At 64.4% G+C, this 19,886-nt stretch carries 21 protein-coding genes; 11 read left to right on the forward strand and 10 right to left on the reverse strand.

The features are described from left to right. Positions 1–296: 296 nt before the first annotated feature. Both ACQY6T_RS08790 and ACQY6T_RS08795 read right to left on the reverse strand, forming a co-directional pair. Positions 297–746: a DUF1465 family protein gene (locus ACQY6T_RS08790; protein ID WP_428630402.1), complete on the reverse strand. Its 450-nt coding sequence runs from the start codon at positions 744–746 to the stop codon at positions 297–299. A 101-nt stretch (positions 747–847) separates the two neighbouring features. Then, the gene (locus tag ACQY6T_RS08795; RefSeq protein WP_428630403.1) at positions 848–1,045 is read right to left on the reverse strand and encodes a YdcH family protein; all 198 of its coding nucleotides are present in this window, start codon (positions 1,043–1,045) and stop codon (positions 848–850) included. A 125-nt stretch (positions 1,046–1,170) separates the two neighbouring features. On the opposite strand from ACQY6T_RS08795, the gene ACQY6T_RS08800 reads away from it, so the two are divergent. Continuing rightward, positions 1,171–1,329: a DUF465 domain-containing protein gene (locus ACQY6T_RS08800; RefSeq protein WP_428630404.1), complete on the forward strand. Its 159-nt coding sequence runs from the start codon at positions 1,171–1,173 to the stop codon at positions 1,327–1,329. 50 nt (positions 1,330–1,379) lie between these two features. On the opposite strand, the gene ACQY6T_RS08805 is transcribed toward ACQY6T_RS08800, so the two are convergent. From ACQY6T_RS08805 to ACQY6T_RS08820, 4 genes are all read right to left on the reverse strand, one after another. Continuing rightward, on the reverse strand, positions 1,380–1,769 hold the full coding sequence (locus ACQY6T_RS08805; RefSeq protein ID WP_428630405.1) for a PilZ domain-containing protein: 390 nt from the start codon (positions 1,767–1,769) through the stop codon (positions 1,380–1,382). 107 nt (positions 1,770–1,876) lie between these two features. Continuing rightward, a complete protein-coding gene (gene dksA / locus ACQY6T_RS08810) occupies positions 1,877–2,338 on the reverse strand; it encodes an RNA polymerase-binding protein DksA (RefSeq protein WP_428630406.1) in 462 nt (153 codons plus the stop codon). 394 nt (positions 2,339–2,732) lie between these two features. Beyond that, a complete protein-coding gene (locus ACQY6T_RS08815; protein WP_428630407.1) occupies positions 2,733–2,993 on the reverse strand; it encodes a hypothetical protein in 261 nt (86 codons plus the stop codon). Positions 2,994–3,053: 60 nt separating this feature from the next. Then, positions 3,054–3,938, reverse strand: coding sequence for a hypothetical protein (locus tag ACQY6T_RS08820; RefSeq protein ID WP_428630408.1), 885 nt, complete (start codon positions 3,936–3,938; stop codon positions 3,054–3,056). Positions 3,939–4,022: 84 nt separating this feature from the next. On the opposite strand from ACQY6T_RS08820, the gene serS reads away from it, so the two are divergent. The 4 genes from serS to ACQY6T_RS08840 all read left to right on the forward strand — a co-directional run bounded on the left by serS (position 4,023) and on the right by ACQY6T_RS08840 (position 8,472). After that, on the forward strand, positions 4,023–5,297 hold the full coding sequence (gene serS, locus ACQY6T_RS08825) for a serine--tRNA ligase (protein ID WP_428630409.1): 1,275 nt from the start codon (positions 4,023–4,025) through the stop codon (positions 5,295–5,297). 118 nt (positions 5,298–5,415) lie between these two features. Next, complete coding sequence (gene surE / locus ACQY6T_RS08830; RefSeq protein WP_428630410.1) at positions 5,416–6,180, forward strand: 5'/3'-nucleotidase SurE; 765 nt, start codon at positions 5,416–5,418, stop codon at positions 6,178–6,180. Positions 6,181–6,334: 154 nt separating this feature from the next. Next, on the forward strand, positions 6,335–7,408 hold the full coding sequence (locus tag ACQY6T_RS08835) for a peptidoglycan DD-metalloendopeptidase family protein (RefSeq protein ID WP_428630411.1): 1,074 nt from the start codon (positions 6,335–6,337) through the stop codon (positions 7,406–7,408). Further along, positions 7,405–8,472, forward strand: a complete 1,068-nt coding sequence (locus ACQY6T_RS08840; protein ID WP_428630412.1) for a potassium channel family protein — start codon at positions 7,405–7,407, stop codon at positions 8,470–8,472. The genes ACQY6T_RS08835 and ACQY6T_RS08840 overlap by 4 nt, the downstream gene beginning before the upstream one ends. Here the strand turns inward: ACQY6T_RS08840 and ACQY6T_RS08845 are convergent. Next, complete coding sequence (locus ACQY6T_RS08845) at positions 8,469–8,795, reverse strand: DUF423 domain-containing protein (protein WP_428630413.1); 327 nt, start codon at positions 8,793–8,795, stop codon at positions 8,469–8,471. The two genes, ACQY6T_RS08840 and ACQY6T_RS08845, sit on opposite strands and share 4 nt — an antisense overlap. A gap of 65 nt (positions 8,796–8,860) precedes the next feature. On the opposite strand from ACQY6T_RS08845, the gene ACQY6T_RS08850 reads away from it, so the two are divergent. From ACQY6T_RS08850 to ACQY6T_RS08860, 3 genes are all read left to right on the forward strand, one after another. Beyond that, on the forward strand, positions 8,861–9,568 hold the full coding sequence (locus tag ACQY6T_RS08850; RefSeq protein WP_428630414.1) for an esterase/lipase family protein: 708 nt from the start codon (positions 8,861–8,863) through the stop codon (positions 9,566–9,568). A gap of 166 nt (positions 9,569–9,734) precedes the next feature. Then, positions 9,735–11,105 carry a 30S ribosomal protein S12 methylthiotransferase RimO gene (gene rimO, locus ACQY6T_RS08855; protein ID WP_428630415.1) on the forward strand — a complete coding sequence of 457 codons (1,371 nt, stop codon included), beginning with the start codon at positions 9,735–9,737 and terminating at the stop codon, positions 11,103–11,105. Between the two features lie 66 nt (positions 11,106–11,171). Next, entirely contained in the window at positions 11,172–12,647 is a 1,476-nt protein-coding gene (locus ACQY6T_RS08860; protein WP_428630416.1) for a DUF4403 family protein, read from the forward strand. Here ACQY6T_RS08860 and ACQY6T_RS08865 read toward each other — a convergent pair whose 3' ends face one another. Further along, positions 12,648–13,661 carry an anion permease gene (locus ACQY6T_RS08865; protein WP_428630417.1) on the reverse strand — a complete coding sequence of 338 codons (1,014 nt, stop codon included), beginning with the start codon at positions 13,659–13,661 and terminating at the stop codon, positions 12,648–12,650. It lies immediately after the preceding gene. A gap of 15 nt (positions 13,662–13,676) precedes the next feature. Continuing rightward, positions 13,677–14,801, reverse strand: a complete 1,125-nt coding sequence (locus tag ACQY6T_RS08870) for a DUF47 family protein (protein ID WP_428630418.1) — start codon at positions 14,799–14,801, stop codon at positions 13,677–13,679. Between the two features lie 184 nt (positions 14,802–14,985). On the opposite strand from ACQY6T_RS08870, the gene ACQY6T_RS08875 reads away from it, so the two are divergent. Beyond that, positions 14,986–16,527, forward strand: coding sequence for a flavin-containing monooxygenase (locus ACQY6T_RS08875; protein ID WP_428630419.1), 1,542 nt, complete (start codon positions 14,986–14,988; stop codon positions 16,525–16,527). Positions 16,528–16,563: 36 nt separating this feature from the next. Here ACQY6T_RS08875 and ACQY6T_RS08880 read toward each other — a convergent pair whose 3' ends face one another. Then, entirely contained in the window at positions 16,564–17,397 is an 834-nt protein-coding gene (locus tag ACQY6T_RS08880; RefSeq protein ID WP_428630420.1) for a DUF4163 domain-containing protein, read from the reverse strand. Between the two features lie 55 nt (positions 17,398–17,452). On the opposite strand from ACQY6T_RS08880, the gene ACQY6T_RS08885 reads away from it, so the two are divergent. Continuing rightward, entirely contained in the window at positions 17,453–18,856 is a 1,404-nt protein-coding gene (locus tag ACQY6T_RS08885) for a leucyl aminopeptidase family protein (protein ID WP_428630421.1), read from the forward strand. 85 nt (positions 18,857–18,941) lie between these two features. Continuing rightward, entirely contained in the window at positions 18,942–19,886 is a 945-nt protein-coding gene (locus ACQY6T_RS08890; protein WP_428630422.1) for a C40 family peptidase, read from the forward strand.

A 19,886-nucleotide genomic window follows, 5' to 3' on the forward strand; every position in this document is an offset into this window, starting at 1 on the left:
ATGCCCATGGTGCGTGGGTGGAGTGGCTGGGGTAGATGGCTAGCGACCGGTTGCGGACCTAAGCGATCCTCCCCCAACGGGGGAGGGGGACCACCCAAAGGGTGGTGGAGGGGCACAGGCGGTTACCGCAGCATCGGAACGGTTGAGTCCACTTTTCCGGGAACCTCGCCGTGGAGTACTACCTCTATGCCAAGGTAAACCGATGGTGCCCCTCCACCAGCTTCGCTGGTCCCCCTCCCCGTTCCGGGGAGGATCGGCAACGTCCGCTTCCCACCCCAAACAGACTTGCCGCTATACTAAAGCCGCGCCTCCAGCTGCGCCAGCAAACGCTGCACCGGAGTCACCGCGACCGGTGCATTCCATCCCGCTTCGATCCGCGCGATGCGTTCGAACAACCGCTCGCTCGCCGCGATGATCCGCCGCACCGACGCTTCGAACCCCGCGCAGACGTCCCAGTCGGCGGCAACCGGATCACCGATCCGCGCCGCGCTGTCGTGCGGCCCCGCCCCCGGGTCGCCCGCGATCATCGCTCGGCGGTGGAGCAGCCAGGCGATGACGTGCATCAGCCGCGTCGTGGTCTTGAGCGATTCGCACGCCAGGCTGATCTGCATCAGCCCGTCGCGGCGGATGTCGCCCAGATCGCGCTGCGCGGCGAAAGCGGCGTGCGCCTCGTCGGCGAGCACCATCGCCTCGACATACAGATTTTCGACTTGGGCGCGCTGCACCGGCGCGGCGATTGTCATCATGTCTGAATGTGGGGCCACCATGGACCGATGGATGCCATGCCCGCGCCGCAATGCAATGGCGGTAACCATGAAAATAGGGCGCCGCAGCGTCCCGTTTTGATTCAGGCGATAATGTCCGGAACCAGCTGGTCCTCGCACCATGCAATCTCGTCGCGCAGGCGCAGCTTGCGTTTTTTCAGCCGCGCAAGCTGCAGCTGGTCGGGGATCGCCGCGGTGCCGAGCGCAATGACCGCAGCATCGAGGTCGCGATGCTCAATGCGTAACAGCTCCAGGCGCTGAATGATTTCGTCGGGGCTCACGACCGCTTCCCTGCCACGTTCACCACTGGTCCGCAACGGGGACCGGCTGGCCGAATCGCGACGACATTCGCTCCGATTCGTGTTTTACTCGGTCCTGCCAATCGAGTCGAAAAGGAGAATGGCCCATGAGCAACTCGCATCTTTCCGCCCTGAAGTCGCGCCACGCGCACCTAGACGAGAAAATTGCGAATGAAGAGCGGCGTCCGGCGCCCGACATGGCGGCGCTGGCGCAACTGAAAAAGCAGAAGCTGAAACTGAAGGAAGAGATGCTCGCGGTCGCCTGACGATCGCCAGCCGTTACCGCCTCGCTGGTGCCACCCCTATGCAGGTCGCATCAGCGTCGGCGGTACAGCGGCCCCCGTTCGAGGCCTGAGCGCCGCAGATGCGGCGGCAAATCGGACTGCGACACCACCTGGCGACGCACCGCCTGCGGATCGACGAGATGGTCGAACGCGATACCGAACTTGCCCTCGCCCGCCCAAACAACGCGGCCCGGCACTGGTCCGACATTTTTCAGCTCGATCTCAACTGTTGCGCCCTGCGCAACACGGACCTTGCCCTCGGCGAGCATACCACCCGGCGACAGGTTGCGCACGCGCACGACCACCGGATCGGCGCGACCCGGCAAGATCAGGCTGGCCTGCATGAACAGGCTGTCCCGATCGGCGCCGCGCGACAGCGCTGCCACTTCTTCATCTACCGTTACCGGCCCACGCGAATCCATTGCGACCCATTCCCCGCGTTGATTGTCAGGGTCGCGAAATTAGAGTCGAGGCGTTGCCGAAACGTAAACTGGGGGTATGGGATTGGGCGATATTGTCCCGCTGCGGATCAATCTTCGCGCGAAATCCGTTCGTTGCGCTCGTGGCGCTCCTGCGACTCCAGCGTCATCGTCGCAATCGGACGCGCTTGCAGGCGCGCGAGCGAGATCGGTTCGCCCGTTACCGCGCAATAGCCATATTCGCCTTCTTCGATGCGGCGAATCGCCGAATCAATCTTGGCGATCAGCTTACGCTGCCGGTCGCGGGTACGCAGCTCGATCGCCCAGTCGGTCTCGCTCGATGCGCGGTCCGCCAGATCGGGCTCGCGCAGCGGGCCGTCCTGCAGATGCGCCAACGTCGATTCGGATTCGGACAGGATCGATTTTTTCCAGGCGAGCAGCAGGCCGCGAAAATAATCCTGCTGCCGCTCGTTCATGAACGGCTCGTCGTCGCGAGGAACATAGTCCGAATCGAGATTGGATTTGGCATCGCGAAGCGCGTCTGCACCAACGTCGGCAATCTTGGTCGGCATGAGGGGCTCTCGCGTCCTTTCCTGTCACCTGCGGGCCGCAGAGCGGTGCAGGGAGTGGCGGGCCTATAACCAGCCGCTGGTTGCGATACAAGCGCCGAAACAGCGCATAGCGACGGGCCGTGAAGCGCGGCTGAACGGAGATGGGGTGCGCGCCGATTCCCGACGGTCGATCGGAACCGCCAAGGTGGACCGCGTGGCGGCAATTTAGGGCCGAAGATTAACCAATTGCATAGAATCATTGCGGATTTCGTACTATTTTGGGACAGTAATCGTCAATAGGGTTGATTCTGACGTTCTTTTCCCGCTGTCGGACAGGCAAACGCGGTTAACGCAATTGCCGCGTTCGCAAAGCTTTGACCTTTTGGGTTATAGCGAAGGTGAAATTGGGTGTCGGTCAAAGGCGCTTTGCACCTGCAACGGGAAAGAAAGAGAAACCTATGTCTGTCCGAATGGCCCTCGCCAAGCTTTGCGCCTGCACCTGCGGTGGTGCGCTTATCGGTACCGGCGCGATGCAAATTGCGGACGTGCCGCCGGCGCGCGCGCAGACAGCCAAGTCGTGCTCGCCCTGCGTTGGCAAAAAGGTCGTTCGCAAGCGCCATGCCGCGCGCAAGCCGGTGAAGCGCATTCGCCGCGTCGTGACGACGAAGCGCATCATTCGCACCGCAACCCCGCAGACGCAGGTTGTAACGCAAACGATCCCGCTGCCCCCGATCCCCTATGCTCCCTTCCCGCAGCGCGGCGGCTTTGAAGGCGGCGGCAGTGGCGGCGGCGTCACTGTGATCGGCGGCGGCTTTGGCGGCGGTTTGGGCGGCGGCTTTTTTGGCGGCTTCTTCGGTGGCGGCAGCAGCAGCGGCGGCGGCGGCAGCGTGGTGGTCACCTCGACGACCACCGGCGGCCTCAGCACAACGTCCAGCACATCATCCGGCGTCTCCACCTCGACCGGTAGTGTTTCGACTTCGACGGGTAACGTCGACGTTTCGACCTCGACGGGCAGCGTTTCGACGTCGACCGGCAGCGTGTCGACCTCAACCGGGAGCGTCAGCACATCGACCGGTGCCGTCAGCACCACGTCGTCGAGCAGCAGCTCGTCGTCGAGCTCGTCTTCGTCCTCATCCTCGTCCAGCTCGTCCTCTTCAGGCGGCAGTTCGAAGGGCGGCTCGTCGCACGGCAGTTCGGGCTGGGGCAATTCGTCCAAAGGCGGATCATCGCACGGCACTTCGTCGCGCGGCGGCAGTTCGGGCGGTTCGAGCAGTTCGTCGTCCAGCTCATCTTCTTCGTCGAGCAGCAGCACCTCGAGCGGCGCGACCTCTTCGGGTGCGACCGGCGGGACCAGCAGCTTTGGTTCGACCGGCAGCACCAGTTCATCCTCGTCCAGCAGTTCGTCTTCCAGCTCGTCGTCGTCCAGCTCGGGCGGCAGCAGCAGCCACGGCAATCCGGGCAATCCGACCCCGGTTCCAGCGCCGCCGATGATGCTGTTGTTCGGCGCCGCCGCCGCTGCGCTCGTCGCGCGCCGCCGTGCGGCAAACAGCAACGACAAAGACGCCGACGCGGCGTAAACGATCCACTGGAGGTCGGGGGGGCTAAACCCGGACCACCACACTGAAGGGTCGCCTTTCGGGGCGGCCCTTTTTTCATGGCCGCGATCGGGCTTGCGCCATGCGAGTGGCAACGCCATAGCGCGGCCATGCACGATATCCGCCTGATCCGGGATGACCCGCAAGCCTTCGACGCCGGCCTCGCGCGCCGCGGTCTCGAACCCCTGTCCGGCGCCATCCTGACCGCCGATGCGTCAGTGCGCGCGCTGCAAACCGAGATTCAGGCTTCGCTCGCCCGCCGCAACGAAGCGTCGAAGCTGATCGGACAGGCGATGGCGCAGGGTGACAAGGACAAGGCCGAAGCGCTCAAGGCCGAAGTCGCCGCGCTCAAGACGTCGCTGCCCGACAAGGAAAATGCCGAGCGCGAACAACTCGCTGCATTGCACGACACGCTCGCCGCGCTCCCCAACCTGCCGGCTGCCGATGTCCCGAAAGGCGAAGACGAGGACGACAATGTCGAAATTGCGCGCTGGGGCACCCCGCGGACATTCGACTTCGCCGCCCAGGAACACGCAGATTTCGCCCCCGCACTCGGCCTCGATTTCGAAACCGCCGCCAAGATGTCCGGCGCCCGCTTCGCCTTCCTGAAAGGTCAGATGGCGCGCCTCGAACGCGCGCTCGGCCAGTTCATGATCGATCGGCAGACGATCGACGCGGGCTACACCGAATGCGCGACGCCGTTGATGGTGCGCGACGAAGCCGCATTCGGCACCACCCAGCTGCCCAAATTTCGCGAAGACCTGTTCCAGACCACCGATGGCCGCTGGCTGATCTCGACCTCCGAGATGAGCCTGACCAACGCGGTGCGCGAAGAAATATTGCCCGAGGCCGATCTGCCGATCCGCATGACCGCGCTGACCCCCTGCTTCCGCTCCGAAGCCGGCTCTGCCGGACGCGACACCCGCGGTTACATCCGACAGCACCAATTCTGGAAGGTCGAGATGGTCTCGATCGTGCGTCCCGAAGACAGCGACGCCGAGCTCGAGCGCAAAACTCGCGCCGCCGAAACGATTCTGGAAGCGCTCGGATTGCCTTATCGGAAGATGTTGCTGTGCGCGGGCGATATGGGCTTTGCGGCGCGCAAGACCTATGATCTTGAGGTGTGGCTGCCCGGCCAGAACGCCTATCGCGAGATTTCGAGCTGCTCGAACTGCGGCGATTTTCAAGCGCGGCGCATGAACACCCGCTTCCGCCGCGACGGCGGCAAGAGCAATGAGTTTGTGCATACCCTCAACGGCTCGGGGCTCGCGGTCGGACGGACGCTCGTCGCGGTGCTGGAGAATTATCAGCAGGAGGATGGGAGTGTTATCGTTCCCGATGCGCTGCTGCCGTATATGGGTGGGATCACGAAGCTGACGCCTTGATTCGTCATGGCGAGCGCAGCGAAGCAATCTCCAGCCTTCGACCTCGCGTAACATCACAGGCTGGAGATTGCTTCGTCGCTGCGCTCTTCGCAATGACGCGCTAGGTGGACAAAAAAACTTGCGCATCCTCCTCACCAACGACGACGGCTACCATGCCCCCGGCCTTGCCGTGCTCGAAGCGATCGCTCGCGAACTGAGCGACGACATCTGGGTCTGCGCACCCGCCGAAGAACAGTCGGGCGCCGGCCACTCGCTCACCCTGTCGCGCCCCGTCCGCGTTCACCAGCACGACGAACGCCGCTGGTCGTGCAGCGGTACTCCGACCGACTCGGTTATGATGGCGATCGGCAAGCTGATGCCAGACAAGCCCGACCTGATCCTGTCCGGCGTCAACCGCGGCGCCAATCTGGGCGACGATGTGACCTACTCGGGTACCGTTTCGGCGGCGATCGAAGGGGCGCTCGCGGGAATCCGCTCGATCGCGCTCAGCCAGGTTTACGCGACCGAAGGCATGGGCGACAGCGTGCCGTTCGAGGTCGCCGCGACCTGGGGCGCAAAAGTGCTGCGCCCGCTGCTCGCGATGGAGATGGCGCCGCGCACGCTGATCAACATCAACTTCCCCGCCATTCCCGCCGACGAGGTTCAGGGCGTCCGCGTCACGCGGCAAGGCTTCCACGATTACGCGCGCGGCTCGATCGTCGAAGGCACCGACCCGCGCGGTTATCGCTATTACTGGTTCGGGCTCCACGGGATCGAGCATTCGCCGGGACATGACAGCGACCTTGAGGCGATCGACGACAAATATATCTCGGTCACCCCGCTCCAGCTCGACCTGACGCATGATGCGTCGCTGGCGATGCTGCGGAGCGCGTATAGCCGCTGATTCAACTATCTCGTCATTCCCGCGAAAGCGGGAACCCAGCGAGCCAACGTCGGACTGGGTTCCCGCTTTCGCGAGAATGACGAGATTTAGAGATTCTGATCCACTTTGATACAGAAGCCTGGATTTCGCCGCGAAGCTTTGGCAAAGACGGCGGGTGGGGGGAATCAAGTGTCACGTCGGACTCGTGCTGTGCGCGATGTCGCTTGCCGGCTGCATTCCGGCTGCGCCCGCTCCGCCCTCGCGGACCGCCCCGGCGGCTGCCGCACCCGACCAATCTTTCGACTTTGAGCGCGGCTCGATCGGCGACGTCGTCGGCGCCGACCCACGCCCGACCTGGACGCTGAAACCCGTCGTCGCCAAGGCCGTGCGCGTGACGGCGAGCGCCTACACCGTCCGCCGCGGCGATACGCTGCGCGCGATCGGCGACATGAGCGGCGCCGGATCCGAAACGCTCGCGATCGAAAACGACCTGACCCCGCCCTATATGCTGACACCCGGCCAGCAACTGCGCATCCCCGCCGGCCTGTATCACCGCGTCGCGGCGGGCGAGACGGGGATCGGCATCGCGGCGGCCTATGCCGCCGACTGGGGCGAGATCATCACGGTCAACGCGCTCGCCGAACCCTATATATTGCGCATCGGCCAGCGCCTCCGCCTGCCCTCCGATGCGCGCATCCTGCCGCCCGGTCCGATCGACGTCGGCGCCCGCGCCGCGGCCTTCCGTCTCGACATCGACGATATCGCCACCGGCAGCCAGCCCGCGCTCGCCGCGAGCGGGCGGCCCACCGCGGGTGCCGCCGCACCGCGCAAGCCAGTGACCACTGCGATCGCCGATCCCGCTTACTTCACCGGCCGCTTCGAATGGCCGCTCGCTGGCCCGATCCTCGCGCGCTTCGGCCGGATCGCGCCGGGCAAGGTCAGCGACGGCATCAATATCGCCGCTGCCGAAGGCACCCCGATCCGCGCGACCGCCAACGGCATCGTCGCTTATGCCGGCGACCAGATCGGCGTCTATGGCGGGCTGATCCTGATCAACCATGGCAGCGGCTGGGTCAGCGCCTACGGCCACGCCGGGCGCATCGACGTGAAGCGCGGCCAGAGTGTGCGGATGGGCGACGTCATCGGCCGCGCCGGCGCGACCGGACAGGTCCAGACGTCGCAACTCCATTTCCAGTTGCGCAAAAATCGCATACCCGTTGATCCGATGAAGCAATTGCCGCCCCGATGAGCAAGCCTCCCGGCTCGAAACTGAAGCTGCAACACCGGTTCCAGCCGCTACGCCGCATGAGCAAATGGCCGATATGGGCCGATGTCATTGCGCGGCTTGGCGTCGCCTTTTTCCTGATCGCAATCGTCATCCTCGTCCACTGGATCGACCGCGCGGGGCTGAAGGATAGCTACGACGGCCACATCAGTTTCCTCGACGTCGTCTATTTCACGATGATCTCGGTGACCACGACCGGCTTTGGCGACATCGCGCCGGTGTCCGATCGCTCGCGGCTGATCGAATCGATCATCGTCACCCCGATCCGCATCGCGGTGCTCTTCATTTTCGTCGGCACCGCCTATCAATTCGCCCTCAAACGCACATGGGATAAATGGCGTATGGCCCGCATCCAGGCAAAGCTCACCAACCATATCGTCGTCCTCGGCTTCGGCATCAGCGGCAGCGAAGCGGTCAAGGAACTGATCGCGCGCGGCACCGACCCCGCATGCATCGTCGTCATCGACCAGTCGGCGTCACGGATCGCCGAGGCCGAAGCGATGGGCTGCAACATATTGCAAGCCGACGCATCGAATGACGACACGTTGATCGACGTCCACATCGCGCGCGCACAATCGGTGCTGGTATCGGCCGGGCGCGACGATTCGTCGATCCTCATGGTCCTGACCGTCCGCCACCTGTCGCCCCAGGTTCCGATCAGCGTCGTCATCCGCGCGCAGGATAACGAGCTGCTCGCGCGGCAAGCGGGCGCGACCAATGTCATCAACCCGGTCAGCTTCACCGGCCTGCTCCTCGCCGGGTCGGCGCAGGGCGCCCATGTCGCCGACTATATGGCCGACCTCGCCAGCATCGGCGGCCGCGTCCAGCTGCGCGAACGCGCGGTGGCGGCCGAAGAAATCGGGCGCAGCATCGACCAGCTTGCGAGCGGCGGGCGCGGGCTGCGCATCTATCGCGCCGGCAAGCCCTATGGCTTCTGGGAAGCCGAAGCCCAGCACCTCGAACAGGGCGATCAGCTGGTCGAGGTCATCCGCTGCGAAGAATGCGAAGCGAGCGTTCCCGGCGGTTAGCCGTGCCAGTAAAGCCAGCCGGCCCACAGCCACCCGATGATCAGCAGGCTGCCACCGATCGGCGTCACCGCACCCAGCCAGCGCGGCCCGCCGAGCGCCATTGCATACAGCGTGACCGCGAACAGCGCCCCGCCGACCAGCAGCATGATCGCCGGCCCGCGCGCAAAGCCCATGATCGCGATCGCGGCAACCGCGTGGATCAGCTGGTACAGTCCGCCGGTGCGCAGCCATTCGGCCTCCTGCTGTCCCGCCGCGCCATGCGCGCCGAACGCGCCCGCCGCGACCGCAATCGCCGCCGAAATTGCCGCAAACGCCCCGATCATCCGTCATTATCCTTGCAAAGCCACGCCGACACGCCGAGCTATAATCCGCCAAGAGGGAGAAGGCGATGGCCCGCGACATACCGCTTCCCAAAGACCTGAAGCCGCCCAGCCGGCGCGCGCAACTGGGCGAGCTCGCGCTGCCGCTCGACCTGCTGCGCTACGGCCTGTCGGGTTACCACCTGATCGGCGCCCCGCGCGGCGACGGCCGCCCGGTCGTCTTGTTCCCCGGTTACGGCGCCTCCGAACTCTCGATGCGCCCGCTGGAAGCCTATCTCCGCCACCTCGGCTATCATGTCCGCGACTGGGGTATGGGCCGCAATCAGGGCCGCGTCGTCGCCGACGTCGAACGCTTTGCGGCGCAGGCGGCAGAATGGGCGAAAGTCGACGACGCCCCGCTCACCCTGATCGGCTGGAGCCTCGGCGGCGTCATCGCCCGCGAGACCGCGCGCGCCTACCCGAACCTCGTCCGCGAGATCATCACCATGGGCACGCCGATCATAGGCGGCCCAAAATATACCGCCCTCGCGCAGCGCTTCGCCGGCCGCGACTTCGATGCGATCGAGCGCGAAATCCACGCGCGCAACCTGAAAGGCCTGAGCCAGCCGCTCACCGTCATCTACTCAGACCGCGACGGCATCGTCGGCCCCGATATCGCGGTCGATATCTACAACGACCAGGCGCGCAACATCAAAGTCGACAGCACGCATCTGGGTCTGGGGATCAACCCGAAAGTCTGGCGGATTGTGGCGGATACGCTAGCGGGGAAGATCTGACGGCGAGCATTTCCCCTTCGTCACCCCGGACTTGATCCGGGGCCCATGACTTCGACGCTGCGATGGATCCCGGATCAAGTCCGGGATGACGAAGAAGACCGTGGGTGGCACCAAGCACACCTGATGGTGACAAACCCCAAAAAATCCCCTATGCGCGCCCGCAATCATGACAGTCACAACCCTCCCCTCCCAGCCGAAGGTCGGCATGGTTTCGCTCGGCTGCCCCAAGGCGCTCGTCGACAGCGAACGGATTCTGACCAAGCTGCGCGCCGACGGCTATGGCCTGTCGCCCGATTATGCCGGCGCCGACGTCGTGCTCGTCAACACCTGCGGCTTCCTCGATTCGGCGAAGGAAGAAAGCCTCGAGGCGATCGGCGAAGCGATGGCCGAAAATGGCCGCGTCATCGTCACCGGTTGCATGGGCAACGAAGCCGACGTCATCCGCGCGCGTTTCCCCAACGTCCTCGCCGTCACCGGCGCGCATCAATATGAGCAGGTCGTCGACGCCGTCCACGAAGCCGCGCCGCCCACCCAGGGCCCGTTCATCGACCTCGTCCCCGAAGGCGGACTGAAACTCACTCCGCGCCATTACAGCTATCTGAAAATCAGCGAAGGCTGCAACCACAGCTGCTCCTTCTGCATCATCCCCGATCTGCGCGGCAAACTCGTCAGCCGCCGCATCGACGCGGTGCTGCGCGAGGCTGAAAAGCTCGTCGCCGCGGGGACGAAGGAACTGCTGGTGATCAGTCAGGACACCTCGGCCTATGGCGTCGACACCCGCCACGACCCGCGCCAGTGGAAGGGCCGCGAAGTCCGCGCGCATATGACCGACCTCGCGCGCGAGCTCGGCGGGCTGCGGACCAGCGAAGGCCGCGCCCCGTGGGTGCGCCTCCACTATGTCTATCCCTACCCCCACGTCGACGCGGTCATCCCGCTGATGGCCGATGGGCTGCTCACCCCCTATCTCGACATTCCGTTCCAGCATGCAAGCCCGAGCGTGCTCAAGCGCATGAAGCGCCCCGCGAACGAGGCGAAAGTGCTCGAACGCCTCAAGAACTGGCGCGCGATCACCCCCGACATCGCGATCCGCTCCAGCTTCGTCGTCGGCTTCCCCGGCGAGACCGAGGCCGACTTCCAATATCTCCTCGACTGGCTCGACGAAGCGCAGCTCGACCGCGTCGGCGCCTTCCGCTTCGAACCCGTCGCGGGCGCGCAGGCGAATGCGCTCGACGATCACGTACCCGAAGAGGTGAAGGAAGAACGCTACCAGCGTATCATGGAAAAGACTGCCACGATCAGCGCCGCCAAACTCGAAGCCAAGATCGGCCGCACCCTGCCGGTGATAATCGACGAAGTCGGCGAAGCCGATGATGACGGCAGCATCGGCGCGACCGGGCGGTCACAAGCCGATGCGCCCGAGATCGACGGCCACGTCTATCTGCGCGACGTGGCGGCGACATTGAAGGCGGGCGATATCGTCGATGTCGCGATCGAAGATGCCGACGAGCATGATCTGTTCGGGGTCGTGACCGGCTAAACCGATAATGTTGGAACGGCTTTACCCGTTCGATGTTAATACAGGACATCGAACAGGGGCCGTATCATGCGTATAAATCGGACATTTGCCACGCTGTTCTTGCTGAGCGCCCTGTCCGGCTGCGATCGCAAGACCGACGTCGAGGCACCGCCACGCGCGACCGACAAGGCGCCTTCGCCGACGCAGACATCGCTTATCGCGGTGCCGATCAACGCCGATACTACGGCGCTTAGACAGGCGCTCGAACGCGCGGTGCCGAAGACGCTGTGGACGATCAACCGCCGCGAGCGTGCGTGCGTGAAGCCGCAACGGGTCAAGGTGTTCGGCAAGGAGGTGAAGGTCACACCGCCCATCGCCTGCACCATCGTCGGGCGGGTCACGCGCGGGCCGCTGCGGCTGCGCGGCGTGGGCGACGAGATTATCGTCGATGTGCCGCTGAGTGCCACGATTGCGGCGCGCGACGTCGGCGGGGTGTTGAAGGGCGAGACCGCGACCGGCGCCGCGATGGCGCATGCGCGGGTCAAGATCGACATCACGCCAGACTGGCGCACCCGCGGCACCGCGCGGATCAGCTATGGCTGGACCAAGGCACCGGGGATCGACTTTCTCGGCAAGCGCATCACCTTCACCGACGAGGCCGATGCCAAGCTGAAACCCGTCGTTCGCGACGTCGAGCGCGAGGTGAACCGCGAGATCGCCCGTATCGACATCCGCAAACAGGCGTCCGAGGTGTGGCGGCAGAGCTTCACCGCGCTCGAGCTCAACCGCGACAAGCCGCCGGTGTGGATGCGCGTCACGCCGCAGCGCATCCTCTATGGCGGGTACCGGATGGAAGGGCAGCAGATGCGGCTGAACCTGGGTCTGGAGGCGATTACCGAGACGTTTGTTTCGGGCCGCCCGACCGACCCGACGCCGACACCGTTGCCGAAGATGGTCCGCGCCGTGCCCAAGCCGCTTCTCGACGTGCGGGTGCCGGTCCTTGCCGACTATGCCCAGCTTCAGCCCGTGGTCGATCGTGCGCTGCTGAAACGGTCGGCGCGACCGTTCGACTTGCCCAAGGTCGGAGCGATGACGGTCAAATTCGGAAAATCGACGATCTACGGCGCGCCCGACAGGCGGATCGCCCTAGGTGTCGATGTCGCCATGCGCCTTGCGGACCGCAGCGGCGAGCCGACCCAGGGCCGCATCTGGATGACCGCGGTTCCCAACAACAAGCCGGGCTCGGCCGAGGTGCATTTCACCAATTTGTCCATCAATGGCGACACCGACGGGGTCGGCGGCGACCTGCTCATCACGCTCGGCCAGAGCCCGGGGTTTGCCCCGCTGATTGCCGATGCATTGACGCAGAATTTTGCGCGCGACCTGGGCGAGCTGCAGGGCAAGATCAAACGCGCGGTCGACCAGCGGCGCGAGGGCGCATTCGTCATCCGCACCCGGGTCGATGGCTTTGAGATTGGCCAGATCAAGGCCTATGGCAACGGCCTGTACCTGCCGGTGCGCATGGTCGGCGGTGCCAGCGTCGATTATCGCCCCACGAAATGATCAGAACAGCCGCGTAATCCCGTAAAACGCCGCCGCGACGATCGCGCTCGCCGGGATGGTGATGAACCACGCCGCGACGACATTGCTCGCCACGCCCCAGCGCACTGCGCTCGCCCGGCGCGCGACGCCGGCGCCGATGATACTGCCAGTGATTGTGTGCGTCGTCGACACCGGGATGCCGAGCAGGCTGGCGGTGAACACCATGATCGACCCGCCGGTGGACGCGGCAAAGCCCTGATGGTGCGACAGCTTGGTGATCCGCCCGCCCATCGTCTCGATGATCTTCCACCCGCCCGACAAGGTGCCCAGCGCGATGGCGACATAGCAGCTGAACGCCACCCAGTGCGGGACGTGAAACTCGCCCTTCAGATAGCCCGTCGAATAGAGCAGCACCGCGATGATCCCCATCGTCTTTTGCGCGTCGTTCAGCCCGTGGCTGATCGAATAAGCCGCCGAAGACAGCAGATGGAGACGGCGAAACGTCTTTTCAGCAAAATTCGCGGTCGCGCGGCGCAGCGCCCAGCTGCTCAGCAGCATCACCAGCATCGCGAGCAACATGCCGAGCAGCGGCGACAGGAAGATCGCGATGACGGTCTTGTTCAGCCCGGTCCACTCGATCCCCTCGAACCCCGCGTGCGCTACGCCCGCCCCGACGATCCCGCCGACCAACGCATGGCTGGATGACGACGGAATGCCCTTCAGCCAGGTGACGACATTCCAGAACATCGCCCCGACCAGCGCCCCGAACACGACCGCCGGGGTGACCAGATCCTTATCGATGATCCCCTTGCCGATCGTTTCGGCGACCTTGTGCAATTCGGGAAAAATCACCGACAGGAAATAGGCGGCGAAGTTGAAAAAGGCGGCGAACAGCACCGCCTGCACCGGCCGCAGCAGCCGCGTCGCGACGACAGTCGCGATGCTGTTCGCAGCGTCGTGCAGCCCGTTCAGAAAATCGAACGCCAGCGCCAGGATGACCAGGCCGACGAGGAGCGGAAAAGCGAGTTCGTGCATGGTTTGCGCCCCCGCTTATGCGTGGTCGATGACCAGGCCGTCGATCTCGTTCGCGACATCCTCGAAACTGTCGGTCACGCGCTCGAGGTGGCGGAAGAGTTCGCGTGCGATCAGGAATTGCGTGGGATTCGCATGACCGTGCTCGCGGAACAGGCGCTTGAGCCCGGCAGCATGGATTTCATCGGCATGGCCCTCCATTCGTACCAGCCGTTCCGTCAATTCGTGCAGGCGCGCGCCGTTGGCGCCGATGTTGCGCAGCAACGGCAGCGCTTCGGCGGTCAGCCGCGCCGCATCGACGATGATGCCGCCGATGTCGCGCATCTCGGGTTCAAAGGTCGTGACGTCGTACAGGTCGACTGCGCCCGCGGTTTTCTGCATCTCGTCGATCGCATCGTCCATCGATGCGATCAGGTCGGTGATCGCGCTGCGGTCGAACGGGGTCAGAAAGGTGCGGCGGACGGTCTGCAACACTTCGCGGGTGATCGCGTCGGCGTCATGTTCGCGCTCGATGATCTCCTGAACATGGTCGGCCATCCCCTCGCCGCCCTGCAACATCCGCGACAGGGCGTTGGCGCCGGCGACCAGCGTCGCGGCGTGGTTTTCGAACAGCTCGAAAAAATTCCCCTGTCGCGGCAGCAAACGCTGAAACCATGCGAACATCCAGCTTACCCCTGTCTTCTCGGCAACATTTTGAACGACACCCCGCGGCGCGGCGACGGCCCGAAAGCCGCTGTCGCCGAACGAACGGATCAGCGCTTGCAGGTCGGGTTCCTCGACCGCCGCAGCGGCGGCGTCGAACGAAAACCAGCGCCGGTCGCGCTCGTCCATTTCTTTCCAGTCGGCCAGTTCGCGCGTCACGGCCAGCGGGAACACCTCGACATTATACATGATCGATGCGCCATTGGCGCGGCGCTTGCGATATTCATAACTGCCGATCGAGGTCGGACATACTGCACCGATCACCCCCGCCTCTTCTTCTGCTTCGACGGCGGCGGCGGCGTGGCGCTCCATACCCGTCAGCGGGTTGCCTTTCGGAATCACCCAGCGTTTTGTCTCGCGCGACGTGATCAGCATGATTTCGGTCGGACCATCCTGGGTGGGGCCGCCAAATCGATAAGGAAGGACCGCAATCTGACGCATAGACTCAATCCTTTCCTGCAAATTTGGCCAACGCGGGCCGAGGTGACAAAAGCGTTACGCCCCTATGACAATATTGTGACAGCGACAAGGACACTCATCCCGACGCTGCTTTCCGTAAACGTCAATTCGATTGCAAAATGCAACGTGGTGCGTAAACTGCGCCCAAACATAGTCGGGAGACAGGATGATGGCAGGCACGGCGACGATGGAACGCTCCGCGGACATAAACGCTGCCTCGGTCGATCAGGACGTGCTGATCGTCGGTGCCGGGATCTCGGGGATCGGCATGGCCGTCCACCTTCAGCAGTATAGCCCCCACCGCAGCTTTGCGCTTGTCGAGCGCCGTTCCAATCTGGGCGGTACTTGGGATCTTTTCCGCTACCCGGGCATCCGGTCGGACAGCGACATGCACACGCTGGGGTTCGTGTTCGAGCCGTGGAAGCATGAAAAGACGATCGCCGATGGCCCTGCGATCCTCGACTATCTCAATCGCATCGTCGATGAACGCCATATCCGCGAGCGCATCCGTTTCAACCGCAAGGTCGTCGGCGCCGACTGGGACAGCACGACCGCGCGCTGGACGGTGACGATGGAGGATGATGCTGGCGGCACGACGACGACGACCGCACGCTGGCTTTATCTGGGCGCCGGCTATTATGATTATGACGCGCCGTTTGACGCCAACTTTACCGGCCGCGAGGACTTCCAGGGCCAGATCTTGCATCCGCAATTCTGGCCGGAGACTCTCGATTATACGGGCAAGAACATCGTCGTCATCGGGTCGGGCGCCACCGCGGTGACGATCGTGCCCGCGATGGCCGACAAGGCCGCGCACGTCACGATGCTGCAACGCACGCCGACCTGGTTCGCGATCCGCCCGCGCAAGGACGGCGTTGCCAATTTCCTGCGCAAGATCCTCCCTGAGGAACTGGCGTATAAGATCACGCGCTACAAGAATGTGAAGATGCAAGACATCGTCTTCCGCAAAGCGCGCGACAAGCCCGAAAAGGTCAAGGACTTCCTGACCAAGCAGATCAAGAAAAGCCTTGGCGACAAATATGACGCGGCGACCTTCACCCCGCCCTATAATCCGTGGGAACAGCGGCTTTGCCTCATTCCCGATGGCGATTTTTTCGAGGCGATGAATGCCGACAAGGCATCGGTCGTCACCGACCATATCGAACGCTTTGACGCATCGGGCATCCAGCTGAAGTCCGGAAAGCATCTTGACGCCGACATCATTATCACCGCGACCGGCCTGAGCCTTGCCGTCGCCGGCAAGATTCCGGTTCGGGTCGACGGCGCGCTCGTCGACTGGAGCGAGCATTTTTACTACAAGGCCTGCATGTTCTCGAACGTCCCGAATTTTTCGGCGGTGTTCGGGTATCTCAACGCCAGCTGGACGCTGCGCGCCGACATCGTCGCCGAATATGTCTGCCGTGTTCTCAATCATATGCAGGCCACCGCCACGACGGTCGCGACCCCGGCGCTGGCCGACCCGGCGACGCTGACCGAAGAGAATATCTTTGATTTCTCGTCGGGCTATATCCAGCGGTCGCTGCACATCATGCCGAAAAATGCCGACAAGCTGCCGTGGCGGCTCAATCAGAATTATATCCAGGACCGCATCGATATGAAGACCGGCGCGATCGACGACGGCGTGCTGGCGTTCGGCAATGCGCGCGCAGTGGCGGCAGCACCTGCCGAACTGGAAGCAGCCGAATAGAGCGTTTCACGGCGCGCCAACGATGGGCCGGTCGCCTTAGTTGATCGGCAGGAAGTCCCGCGCATATTCGGGCTTTGCCGCTCCGACGACCGCCCCCGTCACTGGCACGTTGATCTTGTAGCTGCCCTCGGCAAACGAACCGATTTCGTAGGGCGCGATCGCGATGGTCATGCGGTCAAGATGGCGGCCGTCCGACGAGCCGAGCCACACGGTCTGCGCCGATGCGGGCGGGCATTTGCCGAAAGGGCTGTCCGGCGCTTCCTCTGCAACGATGCCCTTCGCCGCCTTGGCGCGCTTGATCCCCTCACAGAAGGCCTCACGGATCGCCGCGTCGAACGCCTCACCGCTGGTGAACAGGTCGAGCGGCTGTAGCTGCTTCGCCCGATTGCGGTCCCACAACAGCGTGGCAAAGTTCGTCATGCCATGGGCGCCGCCGGTATAGGTCTGAATTTCCGCTGACAGGCTCAGGAAGCGCGGTGTGTTCGAAACCCGCTGCCACGATTGTGAAAGGCTATGCGCACGATAGGGATAACTCGCCTTCTCTGCCGCAGCCTTGTCGCGCTGGGCTGCGGCAATCAGCGCATCACGCTTGGTTGCGCGATCATTGTCTAGCCACGCTGCCAGCGCGGGGATAGCCGCCGCCTCGCGCGGATAGGCATAGGTGAATTCAACGAGTTCGCTGCTTTCCTTGACGTTCGAAGCCGGGGCGCTTTTGGCTTTCGCGTCTGCGGCGCTTTGAGGTGGGGCGCCGGGGACCGTAGCAGCAGCAGCCTTCTCGGTGGGCGTCGGCGGGTCTTCGGCGCAGCCAGTAAGCAGCGCGGCGCTGGTCAGGAGCAGTAAGATGGTGCGAGGCTGTATGGCGGTCATCATGCCAGCATAACGCAGGGAATCGACAAAATATCCATCGCGGCCTAGCACCGGGTACATGACCGACTATTCCGACCTGATCCAGCCCGACAAGGGGCAGGACGCCCGCCCGATCCACCTCGTCGACAAGAAGAGTTATGACGAATGGCTGAAGGGCCGCAGCGCCCGTGAGCGCGCGCACCTCGCCGCGGTGGGGTTCAAACCCGACGCCTATGTCCACGCTATTCTGCCCGGAGACGACCCCGATAAATGGGCCGTCGTGACCACGGTGGCCAAGGTCGATAGCATGTCGGCATGGTGCCTTGCCAAGCTGGGGCAAATCCTGCCCGCCGGACGCTATCGCCTCGAAGGCCAGCACCCGGGCAGGGCGCTGTTCGGTTGGATGAGCGCGCAATATCGGTTCGACACCTACCGATCCAAGGTAGAGCCCAAGGGGCCGCGCGTCCTGCTGACGAGCGACGTCGGGGCGATAGCGCCGCTGGTGGCGGAGATGGGCGCGGTCGCACTGGTCCGCGACATGGTCAACACCCCCGCCGCCGACATGGGTCCGGCGGCGATCGAAAAGGCGGCTGAGCGGATCGCCAAGGCGCATGGCGGCAAACTGACCGTCACCAAAGGCGAGGCTCTGGAGCAGGGTTATCCGATGATCCATGCGGTCGGACGCGCCGCCGCCAAGCACCACGCGCCGCGCCTGATCGAAATCGAATGGGGCAAGGACGACCATCCGCGCGTCGCGCTGGTCGGCAAGGGGATCAGCTTCGACAGCGGCGGGCTCGACATCAAGCCCGCGTCAGGCATGCGGTTGATGAAAAAGGACATGGGCGGCGCCGCGCATGTGCTGGCGCTCGCCGAACTGGTAATGGCGAGCGGGCTGCCGGTGCGGTTGCACTGTTTGGTCGCCGCGGCTGAAAATGCAATCTCGGCCGATGCCTTTCGCCCCGGCGACGTCCTGAAAAGCCGCCTCGGGTTGACGGTCGAGATAGGCAACACCGACGCCGAGGGGCGATTAGTGCTGGCCGATGCGCTGGCGAAAGCGGGGGAAGCCAAGCCCGAGCTGATCATCGACTTCGCCACGCTGACCGGCGCCGCGCGCGTCGCGCTTGGCCCCGACCTGCCGCCACTGTTCGCCAATGACGATGCGCTCGCTGAGGCCATGCTGAGCGCCGGGATCGACCGCGACGATCCGCTATGGCGGATGCCGCTGTGGGACGGCTATGCCGACCTGCTCGAAACCGACATAGCCGACCTGGGCAATGCGGGCAGCTCGGCCTTTGCCGGGACGATCACCGCAGCGCTGTTCCTCAAACGCTTCGTGCCCGATGGCGTCCAATGGGCGCATCTCGACACCTTCGCCTGGCGCCCGTCGGCGAAGCCCGGCCGTCCCAAGGGCGGCGCTGCGCTGGGCTTGCGCGCGGCCTGGGCAATGCTGCAGGCGCGGTACGACCGGCGCGGCAAGGCTTGAACATTCTTGATAAAGCGCCCTCTGCTGGTCTAATGGCGCGCGATTGTCCGCGCCTTGCGGACGTCGGATGGCAACGGGGCGGCACGTGACAGCAGACGGTGGCGAAAATTCAGCGGCAAACCGCGTCCGCATGGGGCGCCCCGGCGCCGCTGGCGCGGGCCGCGATCGCTTTGGCCTGACCGGCACGTCGCAGGCCTATGACCCGCGCATCGTCGCGATCCGCCCCGACCTGGCCGACATCGCCGTCGCCGGCCAGCATTTCGCCCCGCATTATGCCGCGCCGATGATGCGCAGCGGCGTGTTGCCTGCCGCGGTGCTGCGCGGATCGCCGTCGCTCGATGCCGAACAGACGAGCGAATTGCTATTCGGCGAAGGCTTTGCGCTGCTCGACCTGACCGGAGGCTGGGCGTGGGGCTATTGCCTTGCCGACCATTACGTCGGCTATCTGTCCGCCGATGCACTGGCCTCGCCGATTGCACCCACCCACCGCGTCGAGATGATCGAAGCGATCTTGCACAATGCGCCCGACGCGGCGAGCGGCGGTCCCGCGGTCCTGCCGCGCGGCGCGCTGGTGATGGGTGAAGTCGAGGGCGAGTGGCTGGTGACGTCGCACGGCTATCTGCCGTTGGCAGCGCTGGTTGAGGTTGGCAGCGAAGATGCCGATCCCGCCGGACGTGCCGAAGAACTGATCGGCACCCCATATCTGTGGGGCGGCCGCACGTCGAAGGGCATCGACTGCTCGGGATTGGTCCAGCTGAGCTGGGCGGCGGCGGGGGTCCATTTGCCGCGCGACAGCGATTTGCAGCTGGCAGCACTCGGGGCGGACAAGGACGTCGATCCCTCGGCGCTCGCCCGCGGCGATCTGGTCTTTTTTCCCGGTCATGTCGGCATCATGGCCGACGAGCGCAATATCATTCACGCGAGCCGACGATGGATGGCGGTGAAGACCGAGCCGCTGGCCGACGTCATCGCACGTTCGGCCACCAAGGATCATGACCCGCCCGTGAGCGGATATAAACGACTGCGATAA

Origin of the sequence: Sphingopyxis sp. (assembly GCF_965279725.1) — a bacterium.
In the GTDB taxonomy this organism is placed as follows: domain Bacteria; phylum Pseudomonadota; class Alphaproteobacteria; order Sphingomonadales; family Sphingomonadaceae; genus Sphingopyxis.

Bases quoted from the DNA above. Each gene is read 5' to 3' on its own strand.
- rimO (WP_428630415.1), top strand. From the start codon at position 9,735: ATGACAGTCACAACCCTCCCCTCCCAGCCGAAGGTCGGCATGGTTTCG.
- ACQY6T_RS08850 (WP_428630414.1), top strand. From the start codon at position 8,861: ATGGCCCGCGACATACCGCTTCCCAAAGACCTGAAGCCGCCCAGCCGG.
- ACQY6T_RS08865 (WP_428630417.1), bottom strand. From the start codon at position 13,661: ATGCACGAACTCGCTTTTCCGCTCCTCGTCGGCCTGGTCATCCTGGCG.
- ACQY6T_RS08885 (WP_428630421.1), top strand. From the start codon at position 17,453: ATGACCGACTATTCCGACCTGATCCAGCCCGACAAGGGGCAGGACGCC.
- ACQY6T_RS08870 (WP_428630418.1), bottom strand. From the start codon at position 14,801: ATGCGTCAGATTGCGGTCCTTCCTTATCGATTTGGCGGCCCCACCCAG.
- ACQY6T_RS08875 (WP_428630419.1), top strand. From the start codon at position 14,986: ATGATGGCAGGCACGGCGACGATGGAACGCTCCGCGGACATAAACGCT.
- ACQY6T_RS08790 (WP_428630402.1), bottom strand. From the start codon at position 746: ATGATGACAATCGCCGCGCCGGTGCAGCGCGCCCAAGTCGAAAATCTG.
- ACQY6T_RS08840 (WP_428630412.1), top strand. From the start codon at position 7,405: ATGAGCAAGCCTCCCGGCTCGAAACTGAAGCTGCAACACCGGTTCCAG.
- ACQY6T_RS08800 (WP_428630404.1), top strand. From the start codon at position 1,171: ATGAGCAACTCGCATCTTTCCGCCCTGAAGTCGCGCCACGCGCACCTA.
- ACQY6T_RS08845 (WP_428630413.1), bottom strand. From the start codon at position 8,795: ATGATCGGGGCGTTTGCGGCAATTTCGGCGGCGATTGCGGTCGCGGCG.
- ACQY6T_RS08815 (WP_428630407.1), bottom strand. From the start codon at position 2,993: ATGATGCGCTTCGTCGTCACGACGCGGCGAATGCGCTTCACCGGCTTG.
- serS (WP_428630409.1), top strand. From the start codon at position 4,023: ATGCACGATATCCGCCTGATCCGGGATGACCCGCAAGCCTTCGACGCC.
- ACQY6T_RS08880 (WP_428630420.1), bottom strand. From the start codon at position 17,397: ATGATGACCGCCATACAGCCTCGCACCATCTTACTGCTCCTGACCAGC.
- dksA (WP_428630406.1), bottom strand. From the start codon at position 2,338: ATGCCGACCAAGATTGCCGACGTTGGTGCAGACGCGCTTCGCGATGCC.
- ACQY6T_RS08805 (WP_428630405.1), bottom strand. From the start codon at position 1,769: ATGGATTCGCGTGGGCCGGTAACGGTAGATGAAGAAGTGGCAGCGCTG.
- ACQY6T_RS08860 (WP_428630416.1), top strand. From the start codon at position 11,172: ATGCGTATAAATCGGACATTTGCCACGCTGTTCTTGCTGAGCGCCCTG.